The sequence below is a fragment of the Streptomyces crystallinus genome (assembly GCF_039521265.1).
GTDB lineage: Bacteria > Actinomycetota > Actinomycetes > Streptomycetales > Streptomycetaceae > Streptomyces > Streptomyces crystallinus.
Genome location: NZ_BAAACA010000062.1, coordinates 1 through 15,748 on the forward strand (window position 1 = coordinate 1; position 15,748 = coordinate 15,748).

A 15,748-nucleotide genomic window follows, 5' to 3' on the forward strand; every position below is an offset into this window, starting at 1 on the left:
GGACGCTTCCTTTGTTCCCGTTTCCGGGCCCTCCGGGCGCTTCCTTCGTTTCCGACTCTATCAGACTCTTTCGTGTCCGATTCCCGGTCGGCGGGATTTGCTTTCGGGGTTTTCGCTTTCGCGGTTTCCCTTTCGGCGTGGTCACTACTTTAGCTGATTTCCCGGGCGGCTCATAATCGGGCCGCATCGAGCCGACGAATCCGAATTCCGGCATGCCGAAACAAGGACCCGTTGGGGTCAGTCGTAGGTAGTGGGTGGCCGCTTCGGGGTGCTGAACAGCAGGGCCCGTCTCAAGCGGCTCGGGCTACGTTAGGCCTCCGGCCGGGGCGAGTCAAGTTGCGCGTCGGCGTGGCTGATGCGCGCGATACGGGCTGACTGTCGGGTCGTCAGCGATCCAGAACCGCCACGGATGCGGGGCGCCTTCGCCGCCCACCCCGGTACGCGGTCCGCTGCGTACCAGGTCGGCGGGCGGCGGGGTCCCCGTAAGTACGGAGAGCGGGGCATCCGGGGTACAGACGTCCGCGCCGTCCAGGGCGCGGTCGACGTCCAGGGCCGTGGCGAGCCGGGCCGGGCCTTTGGCCAGTTCTCTCTCGTTTTTGGCTGAGATCCGACGTTTGCGCGCCAGCTCCGCGCCTACCTGGATCTCTCCGGCCCGCAGCAGGACCCCGCTCGCCCTGCCCTCCGGCCCGCACACCATGTTCAGGCAGTGCCACATCCCGTACGTGAAGTAGACGTACGCATGGCCGGGCGGGCCGAACATCACGCCGTTGCGTGCTGTGCGGCCGCGGAAGGCGTGCGATCCGGGGTCGTTCGCGCCGTCGTACGCCTCCACCTCGGTCAGTCTCAGCTCGATCGGCCCGTCGGCGGTCTGGCGCACCAGGGTGCGGCCGAGGAGGTCGGGGGCGACCTCCAGGACGGGGCGGTCGAAGAAACCGCGCGGAAGTGGCGTACGTTCGGGGGCCGCGATCATGGCGTCCGAGGGTACCGGGTGGGGAGACGGAACCGGAGGCCGTGGTGATGCGTTTAGTGGGGGCAGGATCTATGGAGGGAACAGCATGGGGTTCAAGCGTCTGCTCGCGAGTCTGGGTGCCGGTGGCGCGTCGGTCGAGACGGAGCTGACCGAGGCGAACGTGGTGCCGGGCGGTGTCGTCCAGGGCGAGGTGCGGATCCAGGGCGGATCGGTGGACCAGCAGATCGAGGGACTCTCGGTCGGCCTCCAGGCGCGTGTCGAGGTCGAGGGCGGTGACCACGAGACCAAGCAGGACATCGAGTTCACCAAGCTCCGGCTTGGCGGTGCGTTCGAGCTGAAGGCCGGCGCGGTGCACGTGGTGCCGTTCGGCCTGGAGATTCCGTGGGAGACGCCGGTCACCACGGTCGACGGCCAGCCGCTGCGCGGGATGCACATCGGTGTGACGACGGAGCTGGAGATCGCGCGTGCCGTGGACTCGGGCGACCTGGACCCGGTCAACGTGCACCCGCTCCCGGCGCAGCAGGCGATCCTCGACGCCTTCATCCAGCTGGGCTTCCGCTTCAAGAGCGCGGACATGGAGCGCGGCCACATCCGGGGCACGCGCCAGCGGCTGCCGTTCTACCAGGAGATCGAGTTCTACGCGCCGTCGGAGTACCGGGGCCTGAACCAGGTGGAGCTGACCTTCGTCGCGGACGACCGGGCGATGGACGTCGTCCTGGAGATGGACAAGAAGCCGGGCCTGTTCAGCGAGGGCAGCGACTCGTACCGCTCGTTCCAGGTGGGTCTGAACGACTTCCAGGGGACGGACTGGGCGGCATATCTGCACCAGTGGCTCGCCGAGGTCGGCGGCCGGCGCAACTGGTTCTAGGCTCGGCCCCAGTCACGGATACCGATCAGCCGCATACCGATCAGGAGGTGCCCGCGTGAGCGAGCTCAAGAGGCCGCCGCTCCCCCATGACTTCCACCCCGAGGTGCCCTCGTTCACCGTGGTGAGCGAGGACGTCCAGGAGGGTGCGCCGCTTCAGGACGCCCAGGTGTACGCGGAGGGGAACACCTCTCCTCACCTGCGGTGGGAAGGGTTCCCGGCAGAGACCGAGAGCTTCGCGGTGACGTGCTTCGACCCGGACGCGCCGACGGGCAGCGGGTTCTGGCACTGGGTGGTGTTCGACATCCCGAAGTCGGTGACCGAGCTGCCGGTCGGCGCGGGCAGCGGCAAGTTCGAGGGTCTGCCGGCCGGAGCGGTGCAGGTCCGCAATGACTACGGGGCGAAGGAATTCGGCGGCGCGGCCCCGCCGGCCGGCGAGTCGCACCGCTATGTCTTCACGGTGTACGCGGTGGATTCCGCGAAGCTGGGACCGGACGCGGAGGCCTCGCCCGCCGTGGTCGGATTCAATCTGCGTTTCCATACGCTGGCACGCGCCCAGCTGATCGGTACGTACACGGGTCCCTCGAACAGCTGACTCCGGGTAGCTGATCGTTCCTTCATTGTTTGCCCTGCTCTGGTCTTGGAGAGATCAGAGCAGGGCATTTTTAATGCGTTGTCCGTCGTGGCCGGCCCGGCCAGAGTTGATCCAAGCCCGCCAGGGGGTGGGCCGGCACTACGCGGAGGTGGGCACAATGCGGGACACGCTGGTACTGAACGCGAGCTTCGAGCCGCTGTCGACGGTCACTCTCAACCGTGCGGTCGTGCTGGTCCTCCAGGACAAGGCCGTCGTCGAGCAGGAGCATCCGGAGCTGCGGATGCGTGCGGCGGCGGTGGAGATACCGGTGCCGCGGGTGATCAGGCTCTGCCGGTACGTACGGGTGCCCTTCCGAAGACAGGCTCCGTGGTCGAGGAGGGGGGTGTTGGTCCGGGACCAGCACCGGTGCGCGTACTGCGGCAGGCGCGCGACGACCGTGGACCATGTGGTGCCGCGGGCCCAGGGCGGCCGCGACAGCTGGCTGAACACGGTGGCGTCCTGCGCGGAGGACAACCACCGCAAGGCCGACCGGACGCCGGAGGAGGCGGGGATGCCGCTGTTGCGGGAGCCGTTCGTGCCGTCGCCCGCTGACGCGATGCTGCTCGGCATGGCGGCCGGGGATCGGTCCGCTCTGCCGGAGTGGCTCGCTCGCGGGGCCGCGTAGTGCTGCGCTAGGGCGTGTCTTTCGGGTGCGGACCGTGCGTGGCTGGGCGCGCAGGTCCCCGGGCCCCTTGGGGTGACCCAGCGAAGGCCCGCCTCCTCTTGGAGGCGGGCCCCACTTGTTCTCAGCTTCTCAGCGCAGTACTAGCTGCACGATCGCCACCACTCCCACCGCGATGATCACCCCTCGTAGCACCGCGGGCTTCAGGCGGCGGCCCACCTTGGCGCCGATCTGGCCGCCTATCGTCGAGCCGACCGCGATGAGCAGGACCGCCGTCCAGTCGAAGTCGGCGACGAAGAGGAAGAAGACCGCGGCGACTCCGTTGACCAACGCCGCGAGGATGTTCTTGACGGCGTTGACGCGCTGGAGGCTCTCGGGGAGCAGCAGGCCCATCAGGGAGAGGTAGAGGACGCCCTGCGCCGCGCCGAAGTAGCCCCCGTACACGCTGGCGAGGAAGAGGCCGACGAGCAGGACGGGGCCGCCGTCGGGGTGGGCCCGGGTGCCGGTGGCCTCGCGGCGGCGCTTGACGGCGGCGGCGATGCGCGGCTGGAGGAGGACGAGCAGCAGCGCGATGCCGACCAGTACGGGGACGATCGCGTCGAACGCGTCGGAGGGCAGGGCGAGCAGCAGGATCGCGCCGACCAGGCCGCCCACCAGACCGGTGGAGGCGAGGCGCAGGATGCGGCGGCCCTGGCCGCTCAGTTCGCGGCGGTAGCCGATGGCTCCGCTGATGGAGCCGGAGACCAGGCCGAGGGTGTTGGACACGTTCGCCGTGATCGGCGGGAGACCGGTGGCCAGCAGCACGGGGAAGGTGATCAGGGTGCCTGAGCCGACGATGGTGTTGATGGTGCCGGCGCCGATACCGGCCGCGAAGACCGCGAGTGCTTCCCAGATGGACAACGCCATCTCCTTACACGATCAGTGAGACGCCTCCCCGCCATGGAGGTCGAGGGGCCGCACTGATCATGCACGGATGAGGGAGGACGCAGGCAACCGCGTTCAGTCGACGGGCGGTTCTTCGCGGCGCTCGGCGCCCGTGTTGAAGCCGGGTACTCCCCCGCCGAGGTTGCCGAACGCGCCGGACAGACCCTTGAGCGCGTCGCCGATCTCGCTGGGCACGATCCAGAGCTTGTTGGCGTCGCCCTCGGCGATCTTCGGGAGCATCTGGAGGTACTGGTAGGAGAGGAGCTTCTGGTCGGGGTCGCCCGCGTGGATGGACTCGAAGACCGTACGGATCGCCTGGGCCTCGCCCTCGGCGCGCAGGGCGGCGGCCTTGGCCTCGCCCTCGGCGCGCAGGATCGCGGACTGCTTCTCGCCCTCGGCGCGCAGGATCTCGGACTGCCGGACACCTTCGGCCTGGAGGATCGCGGCGCGCTTGTCACGGTCGGCGCGCATCTGCTTCTCCATCGAGTCCTGGATGGAGGTCGGCGGCTCGATGGCCTTGAGCTCGACGCGGTTGACGCGGATGCCCCACTTGCCGGTGGCTTCGTCGAGGACGCCGCGCAGGGCCGCGTTGATCTCCTCGCGGGAGGTGAGGGTCCGCTCCAGGTCCATGCCGCCGATGATGTTGCGCAGCGTGGTGACGGTGAGCTGTTCGATCGCCTGGATGTAGCTGGCGACCTCGTACGTGGCGGCGCGGGCGTCGGTCACCTGGTAGTAGATGACGGTGTCGATGTTGACGACCAGGTTGTCCTGGGTGATCACCGGCTGCGGCGGGAACGGCACGACCTGCTCGCGCAGGTCGATGCGGTTGCGGATGGAGTCGATGAACGGGACGACGATGTTCAGGCCCGCGTTCAGCGTCCTCGTATAGCGGCCGAAGCGTTCCACGATGGCGGCGCTGGCCTGCGGGATCACCTGGATGGTCTTGATCAGGGCGATGAAGACCAGCACCACCAGAATGATCAGGACGATGATGATCGCTGACATCGCGTTCCCCGTGCCTTTCTTGCCTCTAGGAAGTGCCCGGCAGCTCTGCGGCTACCGGCCCGGACGATCCTGGCATGGTTCACATGACGATGGCAGTCGCTCCGTCGATCTCGACCACATCGACCTGCTGTCCGGGTTCGAACGACTGGCCGTCGTCGAGGGTGCGGGCCGACCACACCTCGCCCGCGAGCTTGATCCGGCCGCCGCTGCCGTCGACTCTCTCCAGGACGACGGCCTGACGGCCCTTCAGTGCGTCGATGCCGGTGGCGAGGTGGGGCCGCTCGGCGCTGTGCCGGGCCGCGATGGGCCGGACGACGGCGATGAGGGCCACCGAGACCACGACGAAGACGAGGACCTGTGCGACGGTGCCCAGCCCCAGGCCCGCGGCCACGGCGGCGGCGACCGCGCCGACGGACAGCATGCCGAACTCCGGCATGGCGGTCAGCACCAGGGGGATCCCCAGACCTGCCGCCGCGATCAGCCACCCAACCCATGCGTCCACGAGGTCATGGTAGGTCCGGGCACCCCGTCACGGACAGTGCGCCCGCGATCCCGCCGGGCGTCAGGCGAGCGGGAGGCCGGTGGCGGAGTAGCGGTCGCCGCGGTGCTCGACGACGAGCGGGAGCCCGAAGCAGAGGGAGAGGTTGCGGGAGGTGAGCTCGGTCTCCATGGGGCCGGCGGCGAGCACCTTGCCCTGACGGATCATGAGGACGTGGGTGAAGCCGGGGGCGATCTCCTCGACGTGGTGCGTGACCATGACCATCGAGGGCGCGTACGGGTCGCGGGCGAGGCGGCCGAGGCGGCGGACCAGGTCCTCGCGGCCGCCGAGGTCGAGACCGGCGGCGGGCTCGTCGAGGAGCAGCAGCTCGGGGTCGGTCATCATGGCGCGGGCGATCAGGGTGCGCTTGCGCTCGCCCTCGGAGAGGGTGCCGAACTTGCGGTCGAGGTACTCGGTCATGCCGAGCCGGTCGAGGAAGGCGCGGGCGCGCTCCTCGTCGACGGCGTCGTACTGCTCCTGCCAGGTGGCGGTCATGCCGTACGCGGCGGTGAGCACCGTCTGGAGCACGGTCTGGCGCTTGGGGAGCTTGTCGGCCATGGCGACGCCGGCCATGCCGATGCGCGGGCGCAGCTCGAAGACGTCGACCTTGCCGAGCGGGTCGCCGAGGATCTTCGCCGTGCCGGTGGTCGGGAAGAGGTAGCTGGAGGCGATGTTGAGGAGGGTGGTCTTGCCGGCGCCGTTGGGGCCGAGGATCACCCAGCGCTCACCCTCCTTGACCGACCAGGAGACGTCGTCCACCAGAGCGCGTCCGTCGCGGACCACGGATACGTCCACCAGCTCCAGTACATCGCTCATGAGCGCGTTGTCTCCCCATGCAATCGTCTTGAGGTCCGGGCTGGGCCTGTGGGCAGGGTCCCGGTTGAAATCTCCCAGACAAAACCTACGCCACTGAGGGAGTGGACCTGCCGTGAGGGCCAGTACCTAGGCTGGGTCCATGTTCTCGGAACCACGTTCAGGTCGGCTGGCCGCATGGGGAAACGCCCTGTTGGCCGGGAAAGCATCGCCGGACGACGCCGCTTCGGCGATCGTCGGTGACGACACGGTGCACCGGGTGGCGGGGCTGCCGGGTGAGGCGGCGCCGGTGGGGCTCACGCTGGCGCTCGGGCGGCTGCGCGGGCTCGGGGTGACGGGCTTCCGGGTCGCGCTGCCCGCGCCGGGGCACCCGCTGGGACTCAGCGGGCCGCCGGAGTTCAACGCGCGGGCGCTGGAGGCGCAGGAGGCGGTCGTCGGGTTCGGGGCGCCGCACGGGCTGGTGCCGGAGGTGAGCGAGGTGGGGCCCGCGGGTGATGTGCGGGTCGAGGTGCTGTGGCGGTGCATGGCGGTACGGGAGGCGCCGCCGGCGGACGTTCCCTCGCTCGGGGAGGCGGAGCGGGAGCTGGCGGAGGCGCTGCGGGAGGCGACGGCCGTCCTGACCCGCCTCGACGTGGCCGGGTCGGGGCCGGCGGCCCAGGCGGCGATCGACGCGTACCGGGCGCGGGCGGAGGGGCCGGACGAGTCGGTGCTGGCTCCCGGGTATCCGCCACGGGCGGTACGGGTGCTGGAGCTGGCCCGGCGGGTGGGGCTCCTGGTGGACGTGGCGCACGGGGCGCAGGACGTCGGGGGCGCGGTGAGCGCGTCGGAGCTGGGGGCTCGGGCGGAGGCGTTGCGGCCGGTGGAGCGGGTGGCTCGGCGGGCTCGGGTGGCGGCGTACAACGCGTATGTGGAGGGGGTCGCGCGGGGTTAGTTCCCCCACCCCGCCCGTTCCCTCAACCCTCCGGGGGTGGGTGGGGGTGGAGGTCCGTCTTCCCGGGGCTGCGCCCCGGACCCCCTGTTCGTCTGCGGGCCGTGGTGGGCTGGTCGCGCAGTTCCCCGCGCCCCTCAGGGGGTTGCCGGCAGCCGGAGAGACCGGCTCAGCCCCGAGATCTTTCAGGGGCGCGGGGAACTGCGCGAGAAGAGGCCACGAGCCGCACCCGAACGGGCCGTCCTACCCAGGGGCGCGGGGAACGGCGCGAGCAACCGCCCACTCACCCGCGGACAAAGGCCGGGCCGAGAAGGGGCGCGCCCCCCAGGACCTCACACGTTGGAGGACTCGTTGCCGAACGCCGGGTTCAGGAGGCCGATCACGTTGACCGAGTTGCCCGTCGCGTTGACGGGGACCTGGACCGGGACCTGCACCAGGTTGCCGGAGACGACGCCCGGGGAGTTCTCGGCGACCCCGTCCGCCGTCGCGCCGCCGTGGGCGGCCGCCGCACCCGCCCCGGCTGCGACGATTCCTCCGGCGACCATGGCGACGGCGGCGGCCTTCTTCAGGTTCTTCACTTCAGGTTCCTCCTGGTCTCGCCGCGGCGGTCCGCCGCGGCACGCCATGGAGAACGCCCACCCGTCGCCGGGGATGCGCCGGACGGGTGACATCCACCCGACGGTATGAATCTCTCACCGGACCATGACGATCCGTATTTACTTATGGGCGTCTTTGCTCATGGACGCCGGTCAGTCCGTCAGGCCGTGCCGGACCGCCCACAGGGCCGCCTGGGTGCGGTCCGCGAGGTCCAGTTTCATGAGGATGTTGGAGACGTGCGTCTTGACCGTCTTCTCGGAGAGGACCAGGGCCCGGGCGATCTCGCGGTTGGAGCGGCCGTCAGCGATGAGGCCGAGGACCTCGCGCTCGCGCTCGGTGAGGGAGGTGCCGCGCCCCTGGCCGCCGCCCGCGTCGTCCTGGGAGAGCAGCGCGCCCGCGACCTCCGGCTGGAGCAGCACATGCCCGGCGTGCACCGAGCGGATCGCGCCGGCCAGCGCCTCCGGGTCGACGTCCTTGTACACATAGCCCGCCGCGCCCGCCCGCAGCGCGGGCACCACCGTGCGCTGCTCGGTGAAGCTGGTGACGATCAGCACCTTCGCCGGGTTGGCCAGCGAGCGCAGCTTGCGCAGCGCCTCGATGCCGTCCATGCCGGGCATCTTCACGTCCATCAGGACGACGTCCGGCTTGAGCTCCTCGGCGCGGGCGACCCCCTCGGCGCCGTCGGCGGCCTCGCCGACGACCTCTATGTCGTCCTGGATCTCCAGGAACGTCCGCAGCCCGCGGCGGACCACCTGGTGGTCGTCGACCAGGAGGACTTTGATGCTGTCAGCCACCTGGCACCTCCATCTCGATCGTGGCGCCCTCGCCGGGCGCCGATTTCACGATGAGCCGGCCCCCGACGCCGCTCGCCCGGTGCCGCATCGACACCAGGCCGAGGTGACGGCCGGCGCGGCGGACCGCCCGGGGCTCGAATCCTCGGCCGTCGTCGACGACCCGCAGGGCGGCGCCCTGGCCGCGCCTGATGAGGACGACCGAGACGTGTTCGGCCTCCGAGTGGCGCAGGGCGTTGTGCAGCGCCTCCTGGGCGACGCGCAGCAGCGCCTCCTCCTGGGCGGGCGGCAGGGCGCGCACCCCGCAGTTCTCGAAGGTGACCTCGGCGCTGTGGGCGCGGTCGAGGACCTGGATCTGGGTGCGCAGCGTGTTGATGAGGCCGTCCTCCTCCAGCGCGGCCGGGCGCAGCTCCACCACGGCCGCGCGCAGCTCGTCGGCGGCCTCCGCGGCGAGCGCGGCGACCTGCTGGAGCTCGCCCTTGGCGCGCGCGGGGTCGCGGTCGACCAGGGCGGCGGCCGCCTGGGCGGTGAGCCGGAGCGAGAAGAGCTTCTGGCTGACCGCGTCGTGCAGCTCGTGGGCGAGGCGGGTGCGCTCCTCGGTGATGGTGAGCTCGCGGCTGCGCTCGTACAGCCGGGCGTTGGTCAGGGCGATCGCCGCGTGCTGGGCGAGGATGCCGAGCAGTTCGGCGTCGTCCTCGGTGAAGCCGCAGCCGCCCTCCGGCTTGGGGCAGCGCTTGTTGGCGAGGAAGAGGGTGCCCAGCGTGTCGTCGCCGTCGCGGATCGGCACGCCCAGGAAGTCGGACATGTCGGGGTGGGTGGCGGGCCAGCCGCCGAAGCGGGGGTCCTTGCGCACGTCCGGGAGCCGCTCGGCCTGCTTGTCGTGGAGCATCGCCGCGAGGATGCCGTGCTGGCGCGGCAGGGGGCCGATCGCCTTCCACTGCTCGTCGCTGACGCCGTCCACCACGAACTGTGCGAAGCCGCCGTGGTCGTCGGGGACGCCGAGGGCCGCGTACTCCGCGTCGAGCAGGTCGCGGGCCGAGGCGACGATCGTCTTGAGGACGTCGCGCACCTCCAGATGCCTGCTCATCGCGAGGAGCGCGGTGCTCACGGCGGCGAGGCCGGAGCTCGGTCGGTGGCTCATGGGATCACCGTACCCGCGGGGTGTGACGGTCCGTATCCGCCTGTGGACGGCGCGGGGCTGGGTCCCCGGGACTAGGTCGATGGTCGATGTGTGACGCCCGCGCGCGGGGTAGGCGTGGTGGACGGGCTGCTGACCGGGCCGCACGGGCTCTCTGCCTCTGGCACGAGTTCGGCGACGTCCGCCTCATCCTTCCGGACGAGAGCCATTACGCACCGAATTGCTCCTGCAACTCATGGTGAGACTGTTACGGGGTCGATGTGAGCCCGCGCATAGGACGCACATCACTTACGAAGCAGCGTAGTGGATTCATAAAGGCCCTGTGAGCGTGGTGAGCAGGGGCGGGAGCTGCTTTTTCCCGGCCCCTGATCCACTATCCCGCTTCGTACGTCACACCTTTGCCACAGGATTTTGCGGCCGCTAAGAATGGCTCCCGTCGCACAGCGCTGCGGCTCACCGCCGCGGCGCTTTCGTGTGCCGTCCCCGCCATTCGGAAGAGGTCCCACAACCATGCCCGAGTCCAGCAACCCTGGTCACAGTCGTCTGAACAAGACGCACAAGATCTCGATTGCCGGTGTCGCCGCTCTCGGCGCCGCCGCCCTCGCCATCTCTGTCCTGCCGGGCAGCGGCGAGTCGGGTACCGCCGTGGCCGCCGAGCCCGTGGCCTTCTCCGTGACGGCCGCCAACACCAACGCCAAGGCCGTCGGCGCGAACATCGCCAAGCAGCACGTCACCGCCGTCAAGCAGGCCAAGGCGAAGGCCGCGGCCGACGCGAAGGCCAAGGCCGAGGCCGAGGCGAAGAAGCGCGCGGCCGACGCCGCCGCGAGCCGCGCCGCCGCCCGCAAGCCGGTCTACGCCAACAACCTGGACGGCTGGATCCGCCAGTCCCTGGACATCATGAAGTCCAAGGGCATCCCCGGTTCGTACAACGGTCTGTACCGCAACATCATGCGGGAGTCGACCGGCAACCCGAACGCCATCAACGGCTGGGACATCAACGCCATCAACGGTGTCCCGTCGAAGGGTCTGCTCCAGGTCATCCAGCCGACCTTCAACGCGTACCACGTGGCCGGCACGTCGTGGAACATCTACGACCCGGTCGCCAACATCACCGCCGCCGCCAACTACGCGGCCGACAAGTACGGCTCCATGGACAACGTCAACGGCGCCTACTGACGATCGCCGGACGGCACACGAAAGGGCGGCACCCCGTGCGGGGTGCCGCCCTTCGCCGTGTTCCCGGGCCGCGTTACTTGCGCATGACCTCGGGCTCGTGGCGGCGCAGCAGACGCGCCACCGCGAAGCCGCAGATCACACCGAGGACGATCAGCACGGTGATGTTGATGCCCCACTGGCTCGCCGAGTGCTCCCACAGCGGGTCCAGGTCGGTGGGCTTGTTCTGGTCCCACGGCGGCATCAGGTGCGCGAGGTCGAGCGTGGAGCCGGCGCCCGCGATGGCCCAGCGCGAGGGCATCAGCCAGGCGAACTGCTCCAGGCCGATCGAGCCGTAGACCTTGAAGAGGATGCCGGTGAAGACGACCTGCACGATCGCGAACATGACCAGCAGCGGCATGGTCTTCTCGGCGGTCTTCACCAGCGAGGAGATGACCAGGCCGAACATCATCGAGGTGAAGCCGAGGGCGATGACCACCAGGCAGATCTCGGCGGCCGGCGGCATGATCAGGCCCTCCTTGGGGAGGTCCCGGGTGGAGAAGCCGATGGCGCAGATGATGACGCCCTGGACCGCGGTGATCACGCCGAGCACGATGACCTTGGACATCAGATAGGCCGAGCGGGAGAGGCCGGTGGCCCGTTCCCGTTCGTAGATGACCCGTTCCTTGATCAGCTCTCGTACGGAGTTGGCCGCGCCCGAGAAGCACATGCCGACCGCGAGGATCAGCATGATCGTGCCCGCGTCGCTGTTGAACTTGCTCGGCGGCGTCGGCGGGGCCAGCCCGAACTTCGCCGGGATGACCACGCTGACCGCGCCGAGGACGGCGGGCAGTATCACCATCAGGCCCAGGAAGCCCTTGTCGGAGGCGATGACCGACGAGTACCGCCGCATCAGCGTCCACAGCTGCGCGCCCCAGCTCTGCGGCTTGGGCGGGCGCATCTGGTTGGGGGACGGCATCTGGACCGACTGCGCGGCCACCGCGTCGATGTCCGCGGCGTACATCTGGTAGTGCTGCGAGCCCTTCCAGCGGCCCGCCCAGTCGTAGTCGCGGTAGTTCTCGAAGGCGGAGAAGACATCGGCCCAGGTGCCGTAGCCGAAGAAGTTCAGCGCCTCCTCGGGCGGACCGAAGTACGCCACCGAGCCGCCCGGGGCCATCACCAGGAGCTTGTCGCAGATCGCGAGCTCCGCCACCGAGTGGGTGACGACGAGGACGGTGCGGCCGTCGTCGGCGAGGCCGCGCAGCAGCTGCATGACATCGCGGTCCATGCCCGGGTCCAGGCCCGAGGTCGGCTCGTCCAGGAAGATCAGCGACGGCTTGGTCAGCAGCTCCAGGGCGACCGAGACGCGCTTGCGCTGGCCACCGGAGAGGGAGGTGACCTTCTTCTCCTTGTGGATGTCCAGCTTGAGCTCGCCGAGGACCTCGTCGATCCGCTGGTTGCGCTCGGCCTCGCTGGTGTCGGCGGGGAAGCGCAGCTTGGCTGCGTACTTCAGCGCCTTCTTGACGGTCAGCTCCTTGTGCAGGATGTCGTCCTGCGGGACCAGACCGATGCGCTGGCGCAGCTCGGCGAACTGCTTGTACAGGTTGCGGTTGTCGTAGAGGACGTCGCCCTGGTTGGCGGGCCGGTAGCCGGTGAGCGCCTTGAGCAGAGTGGACTTGCCGGAGCCGGAGGGGCCGATGACGGCGATCAGCGACTTCTCCGGGACGCCGAAGGAGACGTCCTTGAGGATCTGCTTGCCGCCGTCGACCGTCACCGTGAGGTGGCGGGCCGAGAAGGAGACGTCACCGGTGTCGACGAACTCCTCGAGGCGGTCGCCGACGATACGGAAGGTCGAGTGGCCGACGCCCACGATGTCGTTCGGCCCGAGCAGCGCGGAGCCGCCCTTGGCGATCGGCATGCCGTTGACGTACGTGCCGTTGTGCGAGCCGAGGTCGCGGATCTCCATGCGGCCGTCGGGCGTCGAGTGGAACTCGGCGTGGTGGCGCGAGACCTGGAGGTCGGAGACGACCAGCTCGTTCTCCAGCGCACGGCCGATCCGCATCACCCGGCCCAGCGCCAGCTGGTGGAACGTGGTGGGGCTGCGGTCGCCGTAGGCGGGCGCGCCCGCGCCCTGGCCGGGGCCCTGCGGCGGGACCTGCGGCTGCGGCGCCTGCTGCCAGGGCTGCTGGGGCGCCTGCTGCGGGACCTGCCCAGGGGCGTGCTGCTGCGGAGCCGGCTGCTGGGGCTGCTGCGGGGCCCAGCCCGCGCCGCCGTGCTGGGGCTGCTGCGGCGGAGCCTGCTGCGGGGCCTGCTGGGCCGCGGCGGGCGCGCTGTACGCGGCCGCCCCCGCCGGGGCCGCGGCAGCGGTGAGATTCAGCCGCGGGCCGTCGGTCGCGTTGCCCAGGTGCACCGCGGACCCGGGGCCGATTTCCATCTGGTGGATCCGCTGACCCTGCACATAGGTGCCGTTGGTGCTGCCGTGGTCCTCGATGACCCAACTCCGGCCGCCCCAGCTGATCGTGGCGTGCCGCCACGAGACCCTGGCGTCGTCGATCACCATGTCGCCCTGCGGATCACGTCCGAGGGTGTACGACCGGGACGCGTCCAGCGTCCAGGTCCTGCCATTCAATTCCAGTACGAGTTCCGGCACTCCATGCCCCACTTGTTGTCCCCCGAGCAATCCCCCGATACAGGGAGTCTAGGGATGGCGAACATCGTGGGGAACTATTTCAGGCCCGGGCTCGTATCCGAAACCCGGCCCTTGTGAATAACGTGCACAGACCTGTTGCAGTCGAGCAACAGACGTGTACGCGCGCGCCGTTGACTCAGTCGAAACGCGCCCGGAAAGTAGTAAGCACCCATGACTGCGTACGGATCATGCGCGAATGGGACAAGTTGGACGAATCCCGGGGGGCCTGGTGGGCATGGGCGGCAGGATCGGGAAGAAGGCCTCCGGGGGCTCCGGGGCGCCGGGTGCGACCGGGGCACGGGAGGCGTCCGGCGCCGTTCCCTGGGCCGATGTGCTGCTGTCCTCCGTCGCCTCGGTCAGCTGGGCGCTGGTCGGGATGGCGGGGGTCGCGGCCCTCGGGCTGCATCTGCTCGGCGCCGACGCGGCCGGGGCGCTGGGCCCGATGACGGCGGCCGTGGTGGTGCTCGGGGCGGGCGGCTCGGTCACCCCCTCGGGCGATGTCTCGGCCTTCGGTCTGACCGGCGCCCAGGCGAGGACGGCCGTCGAGATCACGCCACTGGGGGTGTCGCTCGCCGGGGCGGTGCTGCTCGCCTTCTTCTTCCTGCGCTCGCTGCGGGCGGCGGGCGCGGTGCTGCCCGGGGCGGAGCTCGCCGCGCGGGCGGGCGGGGTCGTGGTGCTGTTCGTCGCGGTGGCGGCGGGGCTGGCCTGGGCCGGGCACGACCTGGTCACCATCGACGGGTCCTCGCTCGGTCTCGACCCGGGCGGGTCTCCCGGCGCCGGGAAGGTGTCCATCCCGGGGCTCGGCGACCTGGGGGGCCTCGGGGACCTCGGCGGGCTGCTGCCGGAGCGGCTCGGCAAGCTCGCCGACGCCAAGGCGCAGGTCGGCTTCACCGTGAACACGGCGGACTCGCTGGCGGGCGCATTGTTCTGGGTGCTCGGGGTGCTGCTGATCGCCCTGCTCGCCTCGCGCCGCTCGCCGCTGCCGCGCGGCTGGGAACGGGTGAACCGGGTGGTACGGCCCGCCGCGTCCGCGCTGGTCGCGGTGGCCCTGGTCGCGGTGCTGGCGGGGCTCGCGGCGGCGGCGTACGCGATGGTGGGCGACGGCCACCCCGGGCGCATCGCGGGCGCGGCGCTGCTCGGTGCGCCGAACGGGGTGTGGCTGGCGCTGCCGCTCGGCCTGCTCGTGCCGTGGAGCGGGCATGCCACGGGGGCGCTGGTGAAGGTGCTGCCGGACCCGCTGGACAAGCTGCTCGGCTTCAAGGAGGAACAGCGCGTGAGCCTGGGGCGGCTGGCCGAACTGGACGGGCGCGTCTGGCTGTTGGCCGTCGCCGGAGGCGTGGTGATGTTGTACGCGGGGGTGCTCGCGGCGGCCCGCACGCCGGTGCGGGGGCGGTCGGCGGGGGCGTTCGCGGGGCGGTGCGCGCTTTCTCTGGCCGTGGCGACGGGGCTGGCGCTGCCGCTTCTGGTGTGGCTGACGGGGGTGTCCGCGGACGCGTCGCTGTCGGTGCTGGGGTTCGACGCGTTCGGGGCGGGGGTGTCGTTGCACGGGAACGCGGGGGTGGCGCTTGTGCTGGGGCTGGGGTGGGGGGCGCTGGCCGGTGGGGTGGGGGCGCTGCTGGCGTACGGGCTGGGGGCGGCGGGGCGGCGGGCGTTCGAGCCGGGGCCGGCGCGTTCTGCTGGGCCTTCGTCGGAGGAGGTGTACGGGCGTTCCGGGCCCTATGCGCCGTCGCCGGTGTACCGGCCTTCTCGGGAGACGAATCCCTATCTGCGGGACGAGGGGGGTCCGCGGTGAGTCGCCCCTCCCCGCCCCTTCCCTAAACCCTCCGGGGGTGTGGGTGGGGGGGGGAGGTGGGTTCTCCGGGGGCTGCGGCCCCCGGACCCCGGGCGGGCCTGCGGCCCCGGACCCCGGGCGGGGTTGCGGCCCCGGACCCCGGGCGGGGTTGCGGCCCCGGACCCCGGGCGGGGCTGCGGCCCCGGACCCCCTTCTTTTTTCGGGCCTGCTGCGCCGGTTTTTGTCTGCGGACCGTGCTGGGTTGCTCGCGCAGTTCCCCGCGCCCCTAGCCACCTAGGGGCGCGGGGAAC

15 protein-coding genes are annotated in these 15,748 nt (G+C 70.7%); 6 read left to right on the plus strand and 9 right to left on the minus strand.

Features of this window, described 5'->3' with window-relative positions; translation table 11 throughout:
- Positions 1-331: 331 nt before the first annotated feature.
- Positions 332-970 carry a DNA-3-methyladenine glycosylase gene (locus ABD236_RS32215; RefSeq protein WP_344080239.1) on the minus strand — a complete coding sequence of 213 codons (639 nt, stop codon included), beginning with the start codon at positions 968-970 and terminating at the stop codon, positions 332-334.
- Positions 971-1,055: 85 nt separating this feature from the next.
- On the opposite strand from ABD236_RS32215, the gene ABD236_RS32220 reads away from it, so the two are divergent.
- From ABD236_RS32220 to ABD236_RS32230, 3 genes are all read left to right on the plus strand, one after another.
- Positions 1,056-1,838: a sporulation protein gene (locus ABD236_RS32220; protein ID WP_344080242.1), complete on the plus strand. Its 783-nt coding sequence runs from the start codon at positions 1,056-1,058 to the stop codon at positions 1,836-1,838.
- Positions 1,839-1,893: 55 nt separating this feature from the next.
- Positions 1,894-2,430 (plus strand): YbhB/YbcL family Raf kinase inhibitor-like protein, encoded by a 537-nt coding sequence (locus ABD236_RS32225; protein WP_344080245.1) that lies wholly within the window; start codon positions 1,894-1,896, stop codon positions 2,428-2,430.
- Between the two features lie 157 nt (positions 2,431-2,587).
- Positions 2,588-3,094: an HNH endonuclease gene (locus tag ABD236_RS32230; protein WP_101392297.1), complete on the plus strand. Its 507-nt coding sequence runs from the start codon at positions 2,588-2,590 to the stop codon at positions 3,092-3,094.
- Between the two features lie 129 nt (positions 3,095-3,223).
- Here the strand turns inward: ABD236_RS32230 and ABD236_RS32235 are convergent, their stop codons facing one another.
- The 4 genes from ABD236_RS32235 to ABD236_RS32250 form a co-directional block, all read right to left on the minus strand.
- Entirely contained in the window at positions 3,224-3,997 is a 774-nt protein-coding gene (locus tag ABD236_RS32235; RefSeq protein WP_344080251.1) for a sulfite exporter TauE/SafE family protein, read from the minus strand.
- A 93-nt stretch (positions 3,998-4,090) separates the two neighbouring features.
- Entirely contained in the window at positions 4,091-5,020 is a 930-nt protein-coding gene (locus tag ABD236_RS32240) for an SPFH domain-containing protein (RefSeq protein ID WP_344080254.1), read from the minus strand.
- A 79-nt stretch (positions 5,021-5,099) separates the two neighbouring features.
- Complete coding sequence (locus tag ABD236_RS32245; RefSeq protein WP_344080257.1) at positions 5,100-5,522, minus strand: NfeD family protein; 423 nt, start codon at positions 5,520-5,522, stop codon at positions 5,100-5,102.
- 60 nt (positions 5,523-5,582) lie between these two features.
- Positions 5,583-6,374 carry an ABC transporter ATP-binding protein gene (locus ABD236_RS32250; RefSeq protein ID WP_344080260.1) on the minus strand — a complete coding sequence of 264 codons (792 nt, stop codon included), beginning with the start codon at positions 6,372-6,374 and terminating at the stop codon, positions 5,583-5,585.
- Between the two features lie 139 nt (positions 6,375-6,513).
- On the opposite strand from ABD236_RS32250, the gene ABD236_RS32255 reads away from it, so the two are divergent.
- Positions 6,514-7,302: a hypothetical protein gene (locus tag ABD236_RS32255; protein ID WP_344080263.1), complete on the plus strand. Its 789-nt coding sequence runs from the start codon at positions 6,514-6,516 to the stop codon at positions 7,300-7,302.
- Between the two features lie 329 nt (positions 7,303-7,631).
- Here the strand turns inward: ABD236_RS32255 and ABD236_RS32260 are convergent, their stop codons facing one another.
- The 3 genes from ABD236_RS32260 to ABD236_RS32270 form a co-directional block, all read right to left on the minus strand.
- On the minus strand, positions 7,632-7,877 hold the full coding sequence (locus tag ABD236_RS32260) for a chaplin (RefSeq protein ID WP_344080266.1): 246 nt from the start codon (positions 7,875-7,877) through the stop codon (positions 7,632-7,634).
- 171 nt (positions 7,878-8,048) lie between these two features.
- Positions 8,049-8,690 (minus strand): response regulator, encoded by a 642-nt coding sequence (locus ABD236_RS32265; RefSeq protein WP_344080269.1) that lies wholly within the window; start codon positions 8,688-8,690, stop codon positions 8,049-8,051.
- On the minus strand, positions 8,683-9,828 hold the full coding sequence (locus ABD236_RS32270; protein WP_344080272.1) for a GAF domain-containing sensor histidine kinase: 1,146 nt from the start codon (positions 9,826-9,828) through the stop codon (positions 8,683-8,685). Before ABD236_RS32270 ends, ABD236_RS32265 begins: the two co-directional genes overlap by 8 nt.
- Before the next feature lie 507 nt (positions 9,829-10,335).
- Between ABD236_RS32270 and ABD236_RS32275 the strand changes: the two genes are divergently transcribed.
- Positions 10,336-11,001 (plus strand): transglycosylase SLT domain-containing protein, encoded by a 666-nt coding sequence (locus tag ABD236_RS32275; protein WP_344080275.1) that lies wholly within the window; start codon positions 10,336-10,338, stop codon positions 10,999-11,001.
- 73 nt (positions 11,002-11,074) lie between these two features.
- On the opposite strand, the gene ABD236_RS32280 is transcribed toward ABD236_RS32275, so the two are convergent.
- Entirely contained in the window at positions 11,075-13,627 is a 2,553-nt protein-coding gene (locus ABD236_RS32280; protein ID WP_344080278.1) for an ABC transporter ATP-binding protein/permease, read from the minus strand.
- A gap of 235 nt (positions 13,628-13,862) precedes the next feature.
- On the opposite strand from ABD236_RS32280, the gene ABD236_RS32285 reads away from it, so the two are divergent.
- Positions 13,863-15,458, plus strand: coding sequence for a streptophobe family protein (locus tag ABD236_RS32285; protein ID WP_344080281.1), 1,596 nt, complete (start codon positions 13,863-13,865; stop codon positions 15,456-15,458).
- The last annotated feature ends 290 nt before the right edge of the window (positions 15,459-15,748 follow it).